Origin of the sequence: Tatumella saanichensis (genome assembly GCF_000439375.1) — a bacterium.
Taxonomy (GTDB): Bacteria; Pseudomonadota; Gammaproteobacteria; order Enterobacterales; family Enterobacteriaceae; genus Tatumella; species Tatumella saanichensis.
Genome location: NZ_ATMI01000002.1, coordinates 109,167 through 129,333, shown reverse-complemented (window position 1 = coordinate 129,333; position 20,167 = coordinate 109,167). Strand labels below are relative to the sequence as shown.

Genomic DNA, 20,167 nt, shown 5'->3' with positions numbered 1-20,167 from the left:
CAGTGTGCAGACCGGGCCACTGTCTTGGCCTACACACTCTGTGTCAGGCGATAAATACCCGCCATAACAGATGACGGAAGTCCGGCATCATCGGGTGAAACTGCAGGGCCACAAACCCGGCCACTGCGGCGACAATCATTAACGGCGCTAACCAACGTAAATTTTTTGCCGACAACAGCCCGCTGGCTGGGGCAATTTTCTTACGGATACTGCGGAACCAACGCCAGCCGAGCCAGGCGGCCAGCCAAATCAGCACCGCTTCTGCGAGCAACAACCATTTAAAATCGCTGCTTTGTGCGGTATGGGGCGCATCGATAGCCACACCCGCGAGGATCCCCGGCAGCAGATAGACCGGTGGCCATAATAGACAGCCGACAATATTGGCCGGCAGAAACTTCTTCACCGGCAGTTCCAGCATTCCCGCCAGCATCGGTACCAGCGGACGGGTCGGCCCGACAAAACGGCCAATTAGGATGGTGGCAACGCTGTGATCATTGAGGGCATGCTCGATTTTATCCAGCAACTTACGGTGTTTTTGCAGATATTTCCAGCGGTGCAACGGCCCCTTAAAACGCCAGCCGATATAAAATGAAATCCAGTCCCCCAACAAGCAGCCAGCACAACCTGCCGCCCAGGCCGGATACAGGCCGATTTTGCCGCTGCCGATCAGTGCACCGAGGCTGGCCATCATCACCGTCCCGGGCAGAACCAGGCCCACCAGCGCCAGAGACTCGAAAAACGTCACCACCGCAACGGCAAACAGCGCCCACTGCAATGACTGAGTCATCAGGTGTTGGATCCAGACTTCCATAACAATTCCTCACAGTAACAGAGCCTGGATTGTCCTGAGCGAGTCAGTGGACGTCAAGCAATGTCGGTTGTTTAATACAAACAGATACAAAACCCACCACAGCAGGCTGGCTGCGCTTTCAGCATGGAGAGTTATGCTATACTCCCTCTCTCGCGACTGCGGAGTCTTTGTGAACCCTTCTCAACCCGGTTTTTTATTAACTCGTCACTGGCGGGATACCCCTCAGGGAATCGAGCTGATCTTCTGGCTGGCCACCGACGCCGGGCCGGTACAGTTACGGGTGCCTGCACAACAGGCGATAGCGTTTATACCACAGTCCGCCGCCGAAAAAGCTCAGCGTTTGCTGAGTGATGAGAAAAACCTCGAATTTCGGCCGCTACCGCTGAAAGATTTCCGCCATCAGCCGCAAACGGCCCTCTATTGTCGCCAGTACCGGCAACTACAGCGCATTGAAAAACGCTTACGCGAGGCGGATATTCCGGTCAGTGAGGCAGACATCCGTCCGGCGGATCGTTTTCTGATGGAACGCTTTATCACCGCACCGGTCTGGTTTGACGGTCATCCTACCAATGGACTGATCGATCAAGCTCGCTTGAAACCGCACCCCAACTATCGCCCTACTCTTAAATGGATGTCACTGGATATTGAAACCAGTGAACAGGGAGAGCTGTATTGCATCGGCATCGAAGGCTGTGGACAGCGCTTGGTTCTGATGCTTGGCCCACCGACCCCTGGTGAGACGACAGACGATTTCCAGCTTGAGTATGTCGGCAGCCGCCGTGAATTACTGCAGCGTCTTAATCAGTGGATGAGTGAGCATGATCCGGACGTGATCATCGGCTGGAATGTGGTGCAGTTCGATTTGCGAGTGTTACAGAAACACGCCGACCGCTATCAGATCCCGCTGCTGGCAGGCCGCGGTGGCACTCCGCTGGAATGGCGAGAGCACGGTTTTAAACCCGGCACTTGGCAGGCAATGGCAGCCGGACGGTTGATTATTGACGGGATCGAGGCACTCAAATCAGCATTTATGACTTTTCCGTCCTTCAGTCTGGAAAATGTATCACAGTGCCTGTTTGGGGAAGGCAAGTTTATCGAGGACCCGCTGAACCGCATGGCGGAGATTAATCAGCGCTTTGCTACCGATAAACCGGCACTGGCGCACTATAACCTACGGGACTGCGAATTGGTCACCCGTATCTTTGAACATACCCGACTGATGCCGTTTTTACTTGAACGTAGCAGCGTCAACGGACTGCCCGCCGATCGTCATGGGGGGTCGGTCGCCTCATTTAGCCACCTCTATCTGCCGCGGATGCACCGTGCCGGTTTTGTAGCCCCCAATACCGGCGAAGTGGCCCCCGCTGCCAGCCCCGGCGGTTATGTGATGGACTCACGCCCCGGGCTTTATGATTCGGTACTGGTCCTGGACTATAAAAGCCTGTACCCCTCAATCATCAAAACCTTTCTGATTGATCCTGTCGGCCTGGTGGTCGGCGAGGCAGAAAGCGATGACCAGGCCATTGTACCGGGCTTCCTCGGTGCCCGCTTTTCCCGCCACAGCCACTGTCTGCCGGCGATAGTCGGCGAGATCTGGCAACATCGAGAGCAGGCAAAACAGCAGCAAAACCAACCGCTGTCGCAGGCACTGAAGATTATTATGAATGCCTTTTATGGCGTACTCGGAACCCCAGCCTGCCGTTTCTTCGACCCGCGATTGGCCTCGTCGATTACCCTACGCGGTCATGAAATTATGCAGAAAACCCGCCAAGTCATCGAACAGCAAGGCTATCAGGTGATCTATGGCGATACGGACTCGACCTTTGTCTGGCTGAAAACCGCCCATGACGAACAGCAAGCCGAAACCATCGGCCGGGCTTTGGCCGCCGACGTCAATCAGTGGTGGCGTGAACATCTGGCAGAAAACTTCGGCCTAGAGAGTGCCCTGGAACTGGAATATGAAAACCACTACCGACGTTTTCTAATGCCAACCATCCGCGGTGCCGAACAAGGCAGTAAAAAGCGCTACGCAGGTTGGGTGAATAATCAGGGCCAGGACCGGATTATTTTCAAAGGCCTGGAAGCAGTGCGTACCGACTGGACACCGCTGGCCAAAACTTTTCAGCAGCAGCTTTATTCACTCATTTTCCGTCAACAGCCGTGGGAACCCTATGTATTGGAGACGGTGGCCAAACTGATGGCCGGGGAGTTGGATGATCAACTTATCTACAGTAAGCGTCTGCGGCGACCGTTGGAAGAATATCAGCGTAATGTGCCACCCCACGCCCGGGCGGCGCGGCTAGCGGATGAGCAACACCGTAAAGCCGGACGGGCACCGCGTTATCAAAAAGGCGGAACCATCCGCTATGTAATGACCACCCGTGGGCCGGAACCGGTCAGCGGCCAAACTGCGCCGCTGGATTACGATCATTACCTGACACGACAACTTGAGCCAGTGGCAGATGCTATACTCGGCTTTGTCGGCGGAAACTTTTCCACATTGATTACCGGGCAACTGGGACTGTTTTGACAGGTGACGAATGCCTCGCCTTCCAGTACCATATCGCCCTCCCTGAATCTCATTGCTCTGATTTTATTCACCAGACTTCTGCCTGGTCACACTGCTATTGTCTGCAGAGCATGGACATCTTTTTATACCTTAAGAGAATCGAGCTAAATATTTATGCCTTTTACACTTGGTCAGCGCTGGATTAGTGATACAGAAAGTGAACTTGGACTGGGGACGGTCGTCGCTATCGATGCACGTATGGTCACTTTACTTTTCCCAGCGACTGGCGAAAACAGACTCTATGCCCGTAATGATTCTCCGATCACCCGTGTGATTTTTAATCCGGGTGACACCATCACCAGCCACGAAGGCTGGCAGTTAACCGTCGATAGTGTCCACGACAACGACGGCGTGATGACCTATACCGGTACTCGCACCGATACCGAGGAGACCGATGTCAGCCTGCGAGAAGTGATGCTCGACAGCAAACTGGTCTTCAGCAAACCACAGGACCGGCTGTTCGCCGGTCAGCTTGACCGTATGGACCGCTTTGCCCTGCGTTTCCGTGCCCGTAAATACCAGAGTGCCCAGTACCGTCTGCCGGTCAGTGGCCTGCGCGGCATGCGCACTAACCTGATCCCGCATCAGCTACACATTGCCCGCGATGTCGGTCGCCGCCACGCGCCACGCGTCCTGCTGGCTGATGAAGTCGGCCTCGGTAAAACCATCGAAGCCGGTATGATTATCCAGCAACAATTACTGGCCGGTCGGGCCGAACGCGTGCTGATCATCGTTCCCGAAACCTTACAGCACCAGTGGCTGGTCGAAATGCTGCGCCGCTTTAATCTGCGTTTTGCGCTGTTTGATGATGAGCGTTACAACGAAGCTCAGTTCGATACCAGTAACCCGTTCTTTACCGAACAACTGGTGATCTGTTCGCTGGATTTCGCCTGTAAAAATCGCCAACGTCTGGAAGCCATGGCGGATGCGGACTGGGATTTACTGGTGGTCGATGAAGCCCACCACCTTTCCTGGTCTGAAGGCAAACCCGGCCGTGAATATCAGGTCATTGAAAAACTGGCAGAAACGACGCCAGGCGTGCTGCTGCTCACCGCGACCCCAGAACAGTTGGGAATGGAGAGTCACTTCGCCCGTCTGCGTCTGCTCGATCAGGACCGCTTCCACGATTATCAGACTTTTGTCGAAGAACAGCAGCAGTATCAGCCGGTCGCCGATGCGGTGACGTCGCTGTTAGCGGATCACCCGGTGTCTGCCGCCGAAGAGCAGATGATCAACGATCTGATCAGCGATCAGGATATTTCAGCGCTGATCAGCCAAGCCAACAGTGACCAGCAACAGCGTCTAGCGGCGCGGACAAAATTGGTTTCGCTACTGATGGATCGCCACGGTACCAGCCGCGTGCTATTCCGTAACACCCGTCAAGGGGTTAAAGGCTTCCCATCGCGTCAGTTACAGGATATCCGCCTGCCATTGCCGTCTCAGTACCAGACCGCCATTAAGGTATCTGGGATCATGGGTGGCCGTAAAAGTGCTGAAGAGCGTGCCCGCGATATGCTCTACCCAGAGCAAATTTATCAGGAATTTGAAGGGGACAGTGGCACCTGGTGGGCCTTTGATCCACGCGTTGAGTGGTTATCTCAGTACCTGCTGGAAAACCGCAAAGAAAAAGTCCTGGTGATCTGTGCCAAAGCGGCCACGGCTCTGCAACTGGAGCAGTATCTGCGTGAGCGTGAAGGGATCCGTGCCGCAGTGTTCCATGAAGGGTTATCAATCATTGAACGTGACCGTGCCTCGGCATTTTTTGCCTCACAGGAAGACGGTGCTCAGGTACTGCTGTGTTCAGAAATCGGTTCTGAAGGCCGTAACTTCCAGTTTGCCAGCCGACTGGTAATGTTCGATCTGCCGTTTAACCCTGATCTGCTGGAGCAGCGTATTGGTCGTCTCGACCGTATCGGCCAGCAAAATGATATTCAGATCCTGGTACCTTGGCTGGAAAATACGGCTCAGGCGGTACTGTTGCGCTGGTTCCACGAAGGGCTAGATGCCTTTGAGCATACTTGTCCAACCGGCCGCACGATTTATGATCAGGTGCATCCGCAGTTGCTGAGTTTCCTCGCGACCCCAGAAAAGACCGAGGGACTGGATGAATTTATCACCGCATGTCGTCAACAGCACGATGCACTGAAGGCCAGTTTGGAACAGGGGCGCGACCGTCTGCTGGAGCTGAATTCTAACGGCGGAGAAGCCGCACAGGCGTTGGCAGAGGCGATTGCCGAACAGGATAACGATACCGAGCTGGTGAATTTCGCCCTGAACCTGTTCGATATCGTCGGTATTAATCAGGAAGACCGCAGCGATAACCTGATTGTATTGACGCCGTCGGATCATATGCTGGTCCCGGACTTCCCAGGACTGCCGGAAGAAGGCTGTACCATCACCTTTAACCGTGAACAGGCACTGTCGCGGGAAGATGCTCAGTTTATCACCTGGGAACATCCGTTAATCCGTAATGGTCTGGACCTTATCCTCTCTGGGGATACTGGCAGCAGTGCCATCTCTTTATTGAAAAATAAAGCGTTGCCGGTGGGGACTCTGCTGGTTGAGCTGATGTATGTAGTGGAAGCTCAAGCGCCGAAGCATCTGCAACTGACCCGCTTCCTGCCGCCAACACCACTGCGTCTGTTACTGGATAAATCCGGTAACAATCTGGCGGAAAAAGTTGAGTTTGAAAGTTTCAACCGTCAGTTAAACGCCGTGAACCGTCACACCGGCAGCAAACTGGTGAATGCAGTGCAGCAGGATGTCTATCAGATCCTGACCCAGGGTGAAGAAAAAGTGGTCCCCGAAGCCGAAGCGGTGATCGCCGAAGCCCGTCGTCAGGCGGATGAAACCCTGAGTGCTGAACTAGACCGACTGCGTGCTTTACAGGCCGTTAACCCGAACATCCGTGATGATGAAGTCGAGGCACTGGAAAGCAACCGTCAGGAAGTGCTGGAAAGTCTGTCTCAGGCCAATTGGCGACTGGATGCCCTGCGTCTGATCGTTGTCACGCACCAGTAATCGATGCGGGGGCTACGGCCCCCGATGGAAAACCCCATGGAACCTTACAATCCTCCCCGTGAACCTTGGCTGCATATCCTCTATCAGGACAGCCATATTATGGTGGTCAATAAACCGAGCGGTTTACTGTCGGTACCGGGACGGCTGCCAGAGAACTTTGACAGCGTCATGTTACGGGTACAACGTGATTTTCCCGAGGCACAGTCGGTTCACCGCCTGGATATGGCCACCAGCGGCATTATCGTGGTGGCGCTGACCAAGGCGGCGGAGCGAGAACTGAAACGCCAATTCCGTGAGCGGGAACCGCAGAAAACCTATGTCGCCCGGATTTGGGGGCATCCGCAGGCAGAGAAAGGGGTGGTGGATTTACCTTTGATCTGTGATTGGCCTAACCGTCCTAAGCAGAAAGTCTGCGTCGAGACCGGTAAAGCGGCACAGACTGAATGGCGGGTATTGGAAGTGGCAGCAGATAACAGCTGTCGTGTCGAGCTAAAACCGATCACGGGCCGCTCGCACCAGTTGCGCGTTCATATGCTGGCTCTCGGCCATCCTATCCTTGGGGACCGCTTTTACGCCCACCCGGAGGCACTGGCGATGGCAGAGAGGCTATTACTGCATGCAGAATCGCTGACCATTACCCATCCTACCTTTGGTACTGCCATGACGTTCCGTCAGCCCGCAGATTTCTAAGGAGTAGGTTGCAGAAAGGGCAGCGCCGATAACCGGGCTGCCCTTTTTTATTTGAGTCGTTACTTAAACCCTTTCTCTTTACGGATCAGTTCGTAGGCTGACTGTATCTTCTGGGTTTTCTGCTTCGCCATCTCCATCATCTCTGGCGGTAGCCCTTTGGCAACCAGTTTATCTGGGTGATGTTCACTCATAAGTTTGCGATAAGCGCGCTTAATGGTGGCAATATCATCGTTCGGGTTCACGCCCAGCACATGACAAGCATCTTCCAAGGTCGGTCCACGCTGCGCCTGCTGATACTGCCCTTGATAGGATCCCTGACCGGAAAACTGTTCCCCTCCTGCCATCATTCGCAGGAACTGATCAAACTGACCACGGGAAATGCCCAGTTCTTCGGCGATCACATACAACACCTGACGTTCGTTCGGATGCAGAATGCCATCAGCAAACGCCGCCTGCACCTGGATCTCCAGAAACATACGAATCAGATCGAAACGGCCAAAACAGGCACTGCGAAACTCCCGCAGTTTATCCCGTAATGGATATTGGCTGTCTTTACCTTCACGGAACGCCTGTTGTGCCGCGCGGCGCGAGTCACCGTGCAGCTGTAAGCGGTCCATAAACGCCGAGGCCACTTGAATGTCGGCCTCAGTCACCCGGCCTTTTGACTTGGTCAAATGCCCCATCACTTGAAAGGTGGTTCGAAAAAATAGGCTTTGCCTTGACTGATTATCTGAAAAATAGCCCTGGCTTTTATTACTCAATACTTTGTCGATGGCATGGCCGATCATTAATCCCAGCACCACGCCCCAGAAGCCGGCACCTGAGTAAAGGCCGAGCACGAATCCAATTACTTTACCCCAATAGCGCATAAACTCCTCAATTCGCCATGCTTACGGCTGAAATTTGCATTATCATACCTGTCATTTGCTCAACCGCCTATCGGCAAACCGGAGAGATCAGGATTAACACCAGCCGCATAATGCGGTAAGTTAGTCCTCCACCGAGTGTCGGCATGATGACAGGTTTAACGGAATCCTTGATGCAGCGTATGAATAAACGTCTACCCACCCTGCTTGCCACGATGATTGGTGCAGCGCTTTATAGTCAGCATTCTTTTGCCGATGACCTGATGTCACAGTGTATGCTGGGCGTCCCCTCGTATAATCGCCCGCTAACTAACGGCAATCCTAATCAGCTGCCTGTCACTATCCATTCTGATTCAGTGAAAGGAACCTACCCCGATTCTTCGGTGTTTAGCGGTGCCGTCAGTGTTAATCAGGGGAATAGTCGGTTGCAGGCCGATGAGATCCAATTGCACCAGCGCCAACAGGCCGGTGAAACTACTCCGCAGCGCACCGTCGATGCGCTGGGTAACGTACATTATGATGATAACCAAGTCATCCTCCGGGGTCCGAAAGCCTGGTCTGACCTGAATACCAAAGATACCAATGTCTGGAACGGTAATTATCAGATGGTCGGTCGTCAGGGACGGGGAAGCGCCGATGAAATGAAGCAACGCAGCAATAACCGCTATACCATCCTGCAAAACGGGACCTTTACCTCCTGTCTGCCTGGCAGTAACAGCTGGAGTGTTGCCGGTTCAGAAATTATCGAAGACCGTCAGGAAGAGTTGGCTGAGATCTGGAATGCCCGTTTCCGCATCGGTTCAGTGCCGGTGTTTTACAGCCCTTATCTGCAGATGCCGATCGGTAACAAACGTCGTTCCGGCTTTCTGGTCCCTAATGCGAAATATGGCAACAATAACGGCTTCGAGTTTATGCTGCCGTATTACTGGAACATTGCCCCGCAGGCCGATGCCACCATCACCCCGCACTATATGAGTAGGCGCGGGATGCAGTTACAGAATGAATTCCGTTATCTGTCAGGGTTAGGGGGCGGCCTGATTGAGCTCGACTACCTGCCCTCCGATCAGCAATATAATCGTGATAAAGAGGCCCGCGGGTTATCGTCAGATTCGAACTCCGATCGCTGGTTATTCTACTGGCGTCACGAAGGTGTCTACGATCAGCACTGGCGTTTTAATGCCGACTACACCAAAGTCAGCGACGCCTATTACTTTAATGACCTGACTTCCCGTTATTACAGCTCGACGGACGGCTACGCCACGCAGAAATTCAGTATCGGCTATGCGGATACCAACTGGGATGCCACCCTGTCGACCCGTGATTTCCAGACCTTCAGTAAAACATCCACCAATATTTACCGTGCGATGCCACAGTTGGATGTTAACCTCTATCAGAACGATATGGGGCCATTTGATGGTCATATCTACGGTCAGGTCGCTCGCTTTACCAATACCAATCCGAACTACCCGGCAGCCACACGCCTTCACCTTGAGCCGACCCTAGACCTGCCATTGTCCAATGGCTGGGCGAGTCTTAACACTGAAGCTAAACTGCTGGCAACTCATTATCAGCAGGATAATCTGGATGATTATAATAACGGTGATCTGGGCTATACCGGTAATGAGAAGCTGAAAGACTCAGTAAACCGTACCCTGCCACAGTTCAAAGTCGATGGCCGTATGGTGTTTGACCGTGATATGACTTGGTCACCGGGCTATACCCAGACCTTGGAACCGCGGGTACAGTATCTGTATACGCCGTACCGCGACCAGAGCGCTATCTATCCTTACGACTCAACCTTATTGCAGACCGACTATACTGGGCTGTTCCGTGATCGCACCTACAGTGGCCTAGACCGTATTGCTTCTGCAAACCAATTAGCTACTGGGGTAACCTCCCGTATTTATGATAATAATCTGGTTGAACGATTTAACGTTTCCGTGGGTCAGATATATTCGTTTACTCCGTCACGGACCGGAGTGCAGCAAGTTGATGACCAAGATAGCACTGGTAGTCTGATTTGGGCCGGTGATACCTACTGGAAAATCAGTGACCGTTGGGGCGCACGTGGCGGTATTCAGTATGATACCAAGCTGAATAATGTCTCACAGGGTAATGCTATCCTCGAGTATCGTCGTGATGCCGATCGTATGGTTCAGCTGAACTACCGTTATAGCAGCCCAGAATATGTTGCCTCAGCGCTGAATAATGAATCTCTGCTGACCAATCCGATCTACCGTAAAGGGATTTCACAGGTCGGTACCACTGCCAGCTGGCCGATTGCAGATGCCTGGTCAGTGGTCGGAGCCTACTATTACGACACTCGTAACAGTAAGCCAGCTGAACAGTTACTGGGGCTGCAGTACAGCTCCTGCTGCTACGCTATCCGTGTCGGTTATGAGCGTAAGATCAACGGCTGGGAGAACAATACCAGCAAATATGACAACCAGATCTCATTCAACATTGAGTTCCGCGGACTGGGCGCAAACTACGGTCTGGGAACTAATCAGATGCTGCATCAGGGTATTATCCCTTATCAGCCTGCATTCTAATGTTGCAATGGTTGGCCGGTAACTTCCGCAAAGCGGTAACAACGATGGAAAAAGTATGAAGAACTGGAGAATAGTGATTCTGTGCGTGGCATTGAAAGCCACAGCGGCCTTTGCAGCACCACAGATGATGGATAAAGTCGCCGCAGTCGTGAATAACGGTGTCGTTCTCGAGAGCGATGTCGATGATATGATGCGTACCGTAACCACTCAGGCAAAAGAAGCCGGCCAACAATTACCTGACGCTCAGACGTTGCGCCATCAGATCCTTGAACGTGAGATCATGGACAGCATTATCACCCAAATGGGCCAGCGTGCCGGGGTGCAAATCAGCGATCAAGAGCTGGATCAGGCAATCGGCGACATTGCCGCTCAAAACCATATGACGGTGGATCAGTTGCGTAGTCGTCTTAGCTATGACGGCGTTAACTATAACGACTACCGTAATCAGATCCGCAAAGAAATGCTGATCGCAAATGTGCGTAACAACGAAGTCAGAAGCCGCATCACCATTCTGCCGCAGGAAGTCGACAATCTGGCCAAGCAGATCATGTCGCAGAACGTGCCGGGCACCGAACTGAACCTGAGCATGATCCTGCTGCCGTTACCGGAAAATCCGACCCAGCAACAGGTTGACGATGAGCAAGCACTGGCCAACAAACTGGTGGGTGAGCTGAAAGCGGGTGCCAATTTCGGTAAAATGGCGATGACCTACTCAGCAGACCCGCAGGCGCTAAAAGGCGGTAATATGGGCTGGGGCAAAATTGAAGAGCTGCCAAACCTGTTCAGCCAAGCCTTGAGTACCGCACATAAAGGGGATATCGTCGGTCCAATCCGTTCCGGTGTCGGTTTCCATATCTTGAAAGTGAATGACATGCGTGGTGAGTCACAGAATGTTTCTGTCACCGAAGTACACGCCCGTCATATCCTGATCAAGACGTCACCGATCATGAGTGACCAGCAAGCAGAAGCAAAAATTCAGCAGATCGCTCGTGATATCGACAGCGGTAAGATCACTTTTGCCGCTGCCGCGCAGAAATACTCTGAAGATCCAGGTTCCGCAAACCAGGGGGGTGATCTGGGTTGGGCTTCTCCGACCATTTATGATCCGGCGTTCCGTGATGCGGTCATGAAACTGAAAAAAGGCCAAATCAGTCAGCCCGTGCGCTCTTCTTTCGGCTGGCACCTGATTCAATTACTGGATACCCGTCAGGTAGACAGAACCGACGAAGCCGCCAAAGACCGTGCCTATCGTATCCTGTTTAATCGTAAGTTTGCGGAAGAAGCGCAAACCTGGATGCAGGAACAGCGCGCCTCTGCCTACGTGAAAATCTTGGACAACAATGGCTGATATCCCACGTATCGTGATCACTCCCGGCGAACCCGCCGGGATTGGTCCTGACCTTACCCTGCAACTGGCCAGTCGTGACTGGCCAGTTCAGCTTGTGGTCTGTGCAGACCGCGAGTTACTCCAAGCTCGGGCCGATCAGCTCGGCCTGACCGTCACCCTTGAAGACTACGCGTCGCAACAGCCTGCCCGACCTCAGCAGGAAGGTAGCCTGACCGTTCTGCATGAACCCCTCTGTACGCCGGTAGTCGCTGGACAGACCGATGTCCGCAACAGTGACTATGTGCTTCGCACTCTGAGCCGCGCCAGCGACGGCTGCCTAAGCGGTGAATTTGCTGCCATGGTGACCGGCCCGGTACACAAAGGGATTATCAACCAAGCCGGTATCCCATTCAGCGGCCATACCGAGTTCTTTGCCGAGAGAGCGGGCTGCCACAAAGTAGTGATGATGTTGGCCACTACCGAGCTGCGGGTGGCGCTGGCCACCACTCACCTGCCGCTAAAAGATGTGTCGGCGGCCATCACCCGTGACAACCTGCATGAAGTGATCACTATCCTGCATCATGACCTGCAGCACAAATTCCATCTGCCTGATCCACGGATCCTGGTATGCGGGCTCAATCCCCATGCCGGAGAAGGCGGTCATATGGGCCGTGAGGAAATTGACGTGATCGAGCCTGCGCTTGAAGAGTTGCGTCAGCAAGGTATCACGCTGATCGGGCCACTGCCTGCCGATACCCTGTTCCAGCCGAAATACCTGCAAAATGCTGATGCCGTGCTGGCGATGTATCACGATCAGGGTCTACCCGTGTTAAAATTTCAAGGCTTTGGTCGAGCGGTGAATATTACCCTCGGTCTGCCATTTATCCGGACTTCTGTCGATCACGGGACTGCGCTTGACTTAGCCGGTCTCGGACAGGCAGATCCGGGCAGCTTTATTACGGCGATCACCCTCGCCATCAATATGATTAAGAGCAGTAATGAATAATCGCGTCCATCAGGGGCACTACGCCCGTAAACGTTTCGGGCAGAACTTCCTGAACGATCAATATATTATCGACAGCATTGTCTCAGCGATCCACCCACTTAAGAGTGATGCGCTGGTCGAAATCGGCCCAGGCCTCGGTGCTCTCACCGAGCCGGTGGGTGATAAAGTCGATGCCTTAACGGTTATCGAACTTGACCGTGATCTAGCAGCCCGTCTGCAGACCCATCCGTTCCTCGGCCCGAAACTGACCCTGTTTCAGCAAGATGCGATGACCTTTAACTTCGCAGAATTGGCCGCTGAACGTGGACAGCCACTGCGAGTGTTCGGTAACCTGCCCTATAATATTTCTACCCCGCTGATGTTCCATCTGTTCAGCTATCCGGGTGCCATCAAAGATATGCACTTCATGTTGCAAAAAGAAGTAGTGAATCGTCTGGTGGCCGGTCCGGGCAGTAAAGCCTATGGTCGTCTGACCGTGATGGCCCAGTATTATTGCCAAGTGATCCCGGTGCTGGAAGTGCCTCCGCACTCCTTTACCCCGCCGCCGAAAGTGGACTCTGCGGTAGTGCGTCTGGTGCCTCATGTTAACTCCCCTTACCCGAAGGTGGATGTCAGAGTCCTAAGCCGCATTACCACTGAAGCCTTTGGTAAACGCCGTAAAACCCTGCGTAACAGCTTGGGTCATCTGTTCTCCGCACAGGTACTGTCAGAACTGGGAATTGATGAATCACTGCGGGCAGAGAATATCAGTATCGCCCAGTACTGCCAGTTGGCGCACTGGCTGACTGAACATCCGGAACAGCCTCAGGAGCAATAATCATGTGTGGATCCAGACGCGTTTATGTTCATGTACAGACCTTCTACGTGGCCGCGCAATCGCTGCCAGAAGAGGAGAGGTATGTGTTTGCTTACACTATTACGATCCGTAACCTCGGACGTGAGGCGGTAACACTGCGTGAACGCTACTGGTTAATCACCAATGGTAATGGTAAACAGACCGAAGTTCAGGGAGAAGGTGTGGTCGGCGAACAGCCGCTGATCGCCCCCGGTGACGAATACCAGTACACCAGTGGTGCGGTACTGGAAACCCCGGTCGGTACCATGCAAGGCCACTATCTGATGGAAGCCGCTGATGGCGAGCGTTTCCAGACCGAAATCCCGGTGTTCAGGCTGGCAGTCACTGCGAGCCTTCACTAACCCTTCCCCACAGGCCTGTTTCCGCAGGTCTGATGTCTACGCGCACAGGATTTTCATGAGTACGTATCTGATAGGTGATATTCACGGTTGTTATAGCGAATTTTGCGCACTGCTGGATCAAGTCAGTTTTGATCCGGACCAAGATGAACTGTGGCTGACTGGTGACCTGGTGGCCCGTGGTCCAGACTCACTGGCGGTGTTAAGAAAAGTGAAGTCACTGGGAGACTCAGTAAGACTGGTACTGGGTAACCATGATCTGCATATCCTAGCGGTATTCGCCGGCATTAGTCGTAATAAGCCGAAAGATCATCTGGCTGAGCTGTTGGCCGCTGAAGACTGCGACAGCCTGATTAACTGGCTACGTCGTCAGCCGTTGTTACAGGTCGATGAGCAGAAAAAACTGGTGATGGCCCATGCCGGTATCACCCCGCAGTGGGATATTGAGACCGCTAAAGCTTGTGCCCGTGAGCTGGAAATGATCCTCTCCAGTGACAGTTATCCACTGTTTCTCGATGCCATGTACGGGGATATGCCGAATAATTGGACCGAAGAACTGAGCGGTTTAGCAAAGCTGCGTTTTAGCGCCAATGCCCTGACCCGCATGCGTTACTGCTTTCCTAACGGTCAGCTGGATATGATCTGTAAAGATACCCCAGACAAAGCCACGCCGCCGCTAAAGCCCTGGTTTATGCTCAATGGTCCGGTGCGTGAAGACTATACTATCGCTTTTGGTCATTGGGCCTCACTAGAGGGGAAAGGTGTGCCAGAGGGGATCTTAGCACTGGATACTGGTTGTTGTTGGGGCGGCACACTGACTCTACTCCGCTGGGAAGATCGCCAATGGTTTCACCAGCCATCATTACAGAAGAAAAAGAAGTAATACTGCGACGGGCCTAATGATCAGGCCCGTTTTTTTTAACCTTGCCTCAGCTTTAGAAAGCATCAGGATGCAACCGACAAGACGACGGCCGCCTTCATAGCGGCCGTGGACAGAGATTAACGTCGGTCGAGGATCTCAAAACAGAAGCTGTGGGTATTGGCGTTATCCGCATCGTGAAATTCACTGAATACCGATTGCCATTGATCCGGGTCGTAATCTGGGAACTGCGTGTCCCCTTCCACTTCGGCATCAATATGGGTCAAATATAAGCGATCCGCTTTTTCCAACATCTGCTCATAGATCTTACCACCACCAATGATCATGACCTCCGGCACATCCCCCGCTAGTGCCAGCGCTTCGTCCAACGAGGTGACCCAGCGTACACTCGGGTCATTGCCCGGCGTCCGGCTGAGGACAATATTTAAACGTCCTGGCAGCGCACGACCAATAGACTCAAAAGTCCGACGCCCCATAATCACGGGCTTATTTAGCGTCTGCTTTTTGAACCATGCCAAGTCAGCCGGCAGGCTCCAAGGCATGGCGTTATCCATCCCAATAACACGATCTGCTGCCATCGCAGCAATCAGACTAATCATTACGTTAACCCGCTCGAAAAATTGGCGCCATCATACGGAAAGGGATTGTCGGAGTCGATAGGCAGCATTCACTATTTAATGAAACCCTGCGCCAGCACAACATCTCAGTAATTAGTGCAACATTTCAGCAGCAGTAAAGTAGCGATAAAAAAAAGCGGCCCTGTAGACAGGGCCGCTTCAGGTCTGACCGACCAGGATTAGCCGTTAAGTTCGGCGTGCATTTCCTGAACAGAGATCACGCGGTCACGAGGGTCCGCATTGAGGGCCATCGCGGTGGCAAAACCGCCGTTCAAGGTGGTGTCATAATGCACTTTATATTGCAGTGCGCTGCGACGGATCAGGCGGGAGTCTTCAATCGCCTGACGTCCTGCGGTGGTGTTAACGATATAGCTGTACTCACCGTTTTTCAGTCGGTCCTGAATATGGGGACGACCTTCGTGAACCTTGTTCACCAAGCGCGGGTTAATCCCCGCTTCGCCCAACACCACTGCCGTACCGTGGGTGGCATCCAACTCGAATCCAAATTCGATCAGTTGCTTCGCCAGCGCAGCAATACGTTTCTTATCCCCTTCACGAACAGAAATCAGCGCGCGTCCCGATTTTTTCATGGTCGCCTGCGCACCCAGCATCGCTTTCGAGAACGCCTCGGCAAAAGTACGGCCAACACCCATGACTTCACCGGTGGAGCGCATCTCTGGGCCAAGGATTGGGTCAACCCCTTGGAACTTATTAAACGGCAGTACCACTTCTTTGACCGAGTAATACGGTGGGATCACTTCTTTGGTGACACCCTGGGTCGCCAGTGACTTACCGGCCATTACGCGGGCGGCCACTTTGGCCAGAGGTACGCCGGTCGCTTTCGAGACAAAGGGTACGGTACGGGCAGCACGCGGGTTAACTTCAATCAGATAAACTTCGTTATCTTTAACCGCAAACTGTACGTTCATCAGACCGCGCACATTCAGTTCGAAGGCCAGTTTGCGTACCTGGTCACGCATCACATCCTGGATCGCTTGGCTCAGGGTATAAGCCGGTAACGAACACGCAGAGTCACCGGAGTGAACCCCAGCCTGCTCGATATGTTCCATAATACCGCCGATCAGTACCTGCTCGCCGTCACAGATCGCATCGACATCCACTTCAACCGCATCGTCCAAGAAGCGATCCAGCAATACAGGCGCATCATTAGACACTGATACCGCAGTCATAAAGTAGCGTTTCAGATCCTGCTCATCGTAGACGATTTCCATCGCCCGGCCGCCCAACACATAAGACGGACGTACCACCAGCGGATAACCGAGGGTCGCGGCTTTTTCAACGGCCTGCTCCAGGGCAGTCACGGTGGCATTAGCTGGCTGTTTCAGCGACAGACGGTCAACCGCCTGCTGGAAACGCTCACGGTCTTCGGCACGGTCAATGGCATCCGGGCTGGTACCGATCACCGGCACACCGGCCGCTTCCAGTTCACGCGCTAATTTCAGCGGAGTCTGGCCGCCGTACTGAACGATGACGCCTTTCGGCTTCTCGATACGGACGATTTCCAGCACATCTTCCAAGGTCACCGGCTCAAAGTAGAGGCGATCTGAAGTATCGTAGTCGGTCGACACGGTTTCTGGGTTACAGTTAACCATAATGGTCTCATAACCGTCTTCACGCATTGCCAGTGCCGCATGCACACAGCAATAGTCAAACTCGATACCCTGACCGATACGGTTTGGCCCGCCACCAAGGATCATGATTTTCTCGCGATCGCTGGACGGGTTGGCTTCACACTCTTCTTCATAAGTGGAATACATATAAGCGGTATCGGTAGCAAACTCCGCCGCACAGGTATCAACGCGCTTATATACCGGGTTCAGGTTAAACTGCTCACGTAATTTACGGATTTCCCCTTCGGCGACATCGGCCAACTGTGCTAGGCGTAGATCCGAGAAACCTTTACGCTTCAACTGACGCAGTTTTGCTGCATCCAGGCTGTTAATGCCCTGCTGAGAAACCTGATTTTCCAGACGGATCAGCTCTTCAATCTGTACCAGGAACCAGCGGTCGATATTGGTCAGCGCAAACACATCTTCAACGCTCATTCCCAGACGGAAGGCATCACCGATATACCAGATACGGTCGCTGCCAGCATCTTTCAGCTCACGGCGGATAATGGTCAGGGCTTCGGGATCATTGGCGCTGACTTTCGGGTCAAAGCCACAGGCACCGACTTCCAGACCGCGCAGCGCTTTGTGCATCGACTCTTGGAAGGTACGGCCAATTGCCATCACTTCACCAACAGATTTCATCTGCGTGGTCAGACGGTCATTGGTACCGGCAAATTTTTCAAAGTTAAAGCGTGGAATTTTGGTGACCACGTAGTCGATGGAAGGTTCAAACGATGCCGGGGTCAAACCACCGGTAATGTCGTTCATCAACTCATCCAGGGTATAGCCGACGGCCAGTTTGGCGGCAATTTTCGCAATCGGGAAACCGGTAGCTTTAGAAGCCAGTGCCGAGGAACGCGACACACGCGGGTTCATTTCGATCACAATCAGACGACCGCTTTCCGGATTAACCGAGAACTGAACGTTAGAGCCACCGGTTTCAACACCAATTTCACGCAGCACCGCCATCGAGGCGTTACGCATGATTTGATACTCTTTATCGGTCAGGGTCTGAGCTGGCGCGACGGTAATGGAGTCACCGGTATGGATCCCCATCGCATCAAAGTTTTCGATGGAACAGACAATGATACAGTTATCATTTTTGTCACGAACCACTTCCATTTCGTACTCTTTCCAACCGATCAGTGACTCATCGATTAACAGTTCGTTGGTCGGGGAAAGGTCGAGACCACGGGTACAGATCTCTTCAAACTCTTCACGGTTATAGGCGATACCGCCACCGCTGCCGCCCATGGTGAAAGAAGGACGGATAATACACGGGAAACCGACCTCGTCAGCAACCTGATAGGCTTCTTCCATAGTATGTGCGATACCGGAACGCGCGGTATCCAGACCGATGCTTTTCATGGCTTTATCAAAGCGCATACGGTCTTCGGCTTTATCGATAGCATCGGCAGTGGCGCCGATCATGGTGACACCGAACTCTTCCAGCACACCCTGACGCTCCAGTTCCAGTGCACAATTTAGTGCCGTCTGGCCACCCATGGTAGGTAGCACTGCATCCGGACGCTCTTTTTCGATGATTTTGCGTACCACTTCCCAATTAATCGGCTCGATATAGGTGGCATCGGCCATTTCTGGGTCGGTCATGATGGTGGCTGGGTTAGAGTTTACCAGAATGACGCGGTAGCCTTCTTCACGCAGCGCTTTACACGCTTGAGCACCTGAGTAGTCAAATTCACACGCCTGACCGATAACAATCGGACCAGCGCCAAGGATCAGGATGGATTTTAGGTCTGTACGTTTTGGCATTTTTCGCTCCTGATTACTTGCTACCAGTACGGTAAGTGTTGATTAACTCAATAAAATGGTCGAACAGCGGCGCGGCATCATGCGGGCCCGGGCTGGCTTCTGGGTGCCCCTGGAAGCTGAATGCCGGCTTATCAGTACGGTGGATGCCCTGTACGGTATGGTCAAACAGCGAGGTATGGGTCACACGCAGACACTCCGGCAGGCCATCTTTATCGACGGCAAAGCCGTGGTTCTGCGCGGTGATCATCACCACATCACGATCCAGATCTTTAACCGGGTGGTTACCACCGTGGTGACCTAACTTCATTTTCACGGTTTTGGCACCGCTGGCCAGTGCCAGTAATTGGTGGCCCAAGCAGATACCAAATACTGGGATATCGGTGGTCAGGAACTGTTTAATCGCCGTAATCGCGTAATCACAAGGCTCTGGGTCCCCCGGACCGTTTGACAGGAAAATCCCATCCGGTGCCATCTTCAGTACCTCTTCTGCAGAGGTCTGTGCTGGCACTACGGTTAAACGGCAACCGCGATCAGTCAGCATACGCAGGATATTGCTTTTTGCCCCGAAGTCGTAGGCCACCACATGGTAAGGCAGCTCACTTTCCGCTTTCGGTGCTGGCAATTCATCAGCCAGTGTCCAGCTACCTTGAGTCCAGGAGTAGGACTTCTCGGTGGTGACTTCTTTGGCTAAATCCATCCCTTTAAGACCAGGGAAAGCTTTGGCTTTCGCCAGTGCTTCTGCCACGTCCAGATTATCCCCTGCCACGATACAGCCGTTCTGCGCGCCTTTTTCACGTAATAAGCGGGTCAGTTTACGGGTATCGATATCAGCAATGGCCACGATGTTGTGACGGACGAGGTAAGCAGAAAGGTCTTCGGTATTGCGGTAGTTACTGGCGATTAATGGCAGGTCACGGATCACTAAGCCCTGAGCATGAACCTGAGAAGATTCTTCGTCTGCGGCATTGGTGCCGACATTACCAATATGGGGATAAGTAAGAGTGACAATCTGGCGGGAATAGGAAGGATCAGTGAGAATTTCTTGATAACCGGTCATTGATGTGTTGAAAACGACTTCTCCAACTGCCGACCCGCTTGCGCCAATGGCCAGACCGTGGAACTCGGTTCCGTCTTCCAGAACCAGGATTGCTGACTTAGTCAAAACTTCCTCCGGGGAATAAATAGTCACTATACCTGCATATTAATTCATAACTATCGCCTGAATCAATC

At 53.1% G+C, this 20,167-nt stretch carries 14 protein-coding genes; 9 read left to right on the top strand and 5 right to left on the bottom strand.

Translation table 11 applies throughout. The annotated features are described in order from the left end of the window. Positions 1 to 43: 43 nt before the first annotated feature. On the bottom strand, positions 44 to 811 hold the full coding sequence (locus tag DW47_RS0101715) for a DedA family protein (RefSeq protein WP_029684599.1): 768 nt from the start codon (positions 809 to 811) through the stop codon (positions 44 to 46). 169 nt (positions 812 to 980) lie between these two features. On the opposite strand from DW47_RS0101715, the gene DW47_RS0101710 reads away from it, so the two are divergent. The 3 genes from DW47_RS0101710 to rluA all read left to right on the top strand — a co-directional run bounded on the left by DW47_RS0101710 (position 981) and on the right by rluA (position 7,091). Then, on the top strand, positions 981 to 3,341 hold the full coding sequence (locus DW47_RS0101710) for a DNA polymerase II (protein WP_029684598.1): 2,361 nt from the start codon (positions 981 to 983) through the stop codon (positions 3,339 to 3,341). Positions 3,342 to 3,494: 153 nt separating this feature from the next. Next, on the top strand, positions 3,495 to 6,401 hold the full coding sequence (gene rapA / locus DW47_RS0101705) for an RNA polymerase-associated protein RapA (protein ID WP_029684597.1): 2,907 nt from the start codon (positions 3,495 to 3,497) through the stop codon (positions 6,399 to 6,401). Positions 6,402 to 6,437: 36 nt separating this feature from the next. Continuing rightward, a complete protein-coding gene (gene rluA, locus DW47_RS0101700; protein ID WP_029684596.1) occupies positions 6,438 to 7,091 on the top strand; it encodes a bifunctional tRNA pseudouridine(32) synthase/23S rRNA pseudouridine(746) synthase RluA in 654 nt (217 codons plus the stop codon). Between the two features lie 59 nt (positions 7,092 to 7,150). Here the strand turns inward: rluA and djlA are convergent, their stop codons facing one another. Then, entirely contained in the window at positions 7,151 to 7,960 is an 810-nt protein-coding gene (djlA, locus tag DW47_RS0101695) for a co-chaperone DjlA (protein ID WP_029684595.1), read from the bottom strand. Between the two features lie 179 nt (positions 7,961 to 8,139). On the opposite strand from djlA, the gene lptD reads away from it, so the two are divergent. Genes lptD through apaH form a run of 6 tightly spaced genes read left to right on the top strand, consistent with a single transcriptional unit; the run spans position 8,140 to position 14,919 of the window. Next, positions 8,140 to 10,509: an LPS assembly protein LptD gene (gene lptD, locus DW47_RS0101690; RefSeq protein WP_038027002.1), complete on the top strand. Its 2,370-nt coding sequence runs from the start codon at positions 8,140 to 8,142 to the stop codon at positions 10,507 to 10,509. 55 nt (positions 10,510 to 10,564) lie between these two features. Further along, positions 10,565 to 11,857, top strand: a complete 1,293-nt coding sequence (surA, locus tag DW47_RS0101685; protein ID WP_029684593.1) for a peptidylprolyl isomerase SurA — start codon at positions 10,565 to 10,567, stop codon at positions 11,855 to 11,857. Then, positions 11,850 to 12,842 (top strand): 4-hydroxythreonine-4-phosphate dehydrogenase PdxA, encoded by a 993-nt coding sequence (gene pdxA / locus DW47_RS0101680; RefSeq protein WP_029684592.1) that lies wholly within the window; start codon positions 11,850 to 11,852, stop codon positions 12,840 to 12,842. Before surA ends, pdxA begins: the two co-directional genes overlap by 8 nt. Further along, positions 12,835 to 13,659, top strand: coding sequence for a 16S rRNA (adenine(1518)-N(6)/adenine(1519)-N(6))-dimethyltransferase RsmA (gene rsmA, locus DW47_RS0101675; RefSeq protein WP_029684591.1), 825 nt, complete (start codon positions 12,835 to 12,837; stop codon positions 13,657 to 13,659). Before pdxA ends, rsmA begins: the two co-directional genes overlap by 8 nt. A 2-nt stretch (positions 13,660 to 13,661) precedes the next feature. Continuing rightward, a complete protein-coding gene (gene apaG, locus DW47_RS0101670; protein ID WP_029684590.1) occupies positions 13,662 to 14,039 on the top strand; it encodes a Co2+/Mg2+ efflux protein ApaG in 378 nt (125 codons plus the stop codon). Positions 14,040 to 14,094: 55 nt separating this feature from the next. Next, positions 14,095 to 14,919 (top strand): bis(5'-nucleosyl)-tetraphosphatase (symmetrical) ApaH, encoded by an 825-nt coding sequence (apaH, locus tag DW47_RS0101665; RefSeq protein ID WP_029684589.1) that lies wholly within the window; start codon positions 14,095 to 14,097, stop codon positions 14,917 to 14,919. Positions 14,920 to 15,035: 116 nt separating this feature from the next. On the opposite strand, the gene folA is transcribed toward apaH, so the two are convergent. The 3 genes from folA to carA form a co-directional block, all read right to left on the bottom strand. Continuing rightward, a complete protein-coding gene (gene folA / locus DW47_RS0101660) occupies positions 15,036 to 15,515 on the bottom strand; it encodes a type 3 dihydrofolate reductase (RefSeq protein WP_029684588.1) in 480 nt (159 codons plus the stop codon). A 197-nt stretch (positions 15,516 to 15,712) separates the two neighbouring features. Then, positions 15,713 to 18,937 carry a carbamoyl-phosphate synthase large subunit gene (carB, locus tag DW47_RS0101655; protein ID WP_029684587.1) on the bottom strand — a complete coding sequence of 1,075 codons (3,225 nt, stop codon included), beginning with the start codon at positions 18,935 to 18,937 and terminating at the stop codon, positions 15,713 to 15,715. A gap of 13 nt (positions 18,938 to 18,950) precedes the next feature. Continuing rightward, positions 18,951 to 20,099, bottom strand: a complete 1,149-nt coding sequence (gene carA / locus DW47_RS0101650; RefSeq protein ID WP_029684586.1) for a glutamine-hydrolyzing carbamoyl-phosphate synthase small subunit — start codon at positions 20,097 to 20,099, stop codon at positions 18,951 to 18,953. Between the last annotated feature and the right edge of the window lie 68 nt (positions 20,100 to 20,167).

What these genes read in the sequence shown, in the direction of transcription:
- djlA (WP_029684595.1), bottom strand. Translation starts at nt 7,960, where the DNA reads ATGCGCTATTGGGGTAAAGTAATTGGATTCGTGCTCGGCCTTTACTCA.
- apaG (WP_029684590.1), top strand. Translation starts at nt 13,662, where the DNA reads ATGTGTGGATCCAGACGCGTTTATGTTCATGTACAGACCTTCTACGTG.
- pdxA (WP_029684592.1), top strand. Translation starts at nt 11,850, where the DNA reads ATGGCTGATATCCCACGTATCGTGATCACTCCCGGCGAACCCGCCGGG.
- rluA (WP_029684596.1), top strand. Translation starts at nt 6,438, where the DNA reads ATGGAACCTTACAATCCTCCCCGTGAACCTTGGCTGCATATCCTCTAT.
- DW47_RS0101715 (WP_029684599.1), bottom strand. Translation starts at nt 811, where the DNA reads ATGGAAGTCTGGATCCAACACCTGATGACTCAGTCATTGCAGTGGGCG.
- carB (WP_029684587.1), bottom strand. Translation starts at nt 18,937, where the DNA reads ATGCCAAAACGTACAGACCTAAAATCCATCCTGATCCTTGGCGCTGGT.
- rapA (WP_029684597.1), top strand. Translation starts at nt 3,495, where the DNA reads ATGCCTTTTACACTTGGTCAGCGCTGGATTAGTGATACAGAAAGTGAA.
- folA (WP_029684588.1), bottom strand. Translation starts at nt 15,515, where the DNA reads ATGATTAGTCTGATTGCTGCGATGGCAGCAGATCGTGTTATTGGGATG.
- surA (WP_029684593.1), top strand. Translation starts at nt 10,565, where the DNA reads ATGAAGAACTGGAGAATAGTGATTCTGTGCGTGGCATTGAAAGCCACA.
- lptD (WP_038027002.1), top strand. Translation starts at nt 8,140, where the DNA reads ATGAATAAACGTCTACCCACCCTGCTTGCCACGATGATTGGTGCAGCG.
- rsmA (WP_029684591.1), top strand. Translation starts at nt 12,835, where the DNA reads ATGAATAATCGCGTCCATCAGGGGCACTACGCCCGTAAACGTTTCGGG.
- apaH (WP_029684589.1), top strand. Translation starts at nt 14,095, where the DNA reads ATGAGTACGTATCTGATAGGTGATATTCACGGTTGTTATAGCGAATTT.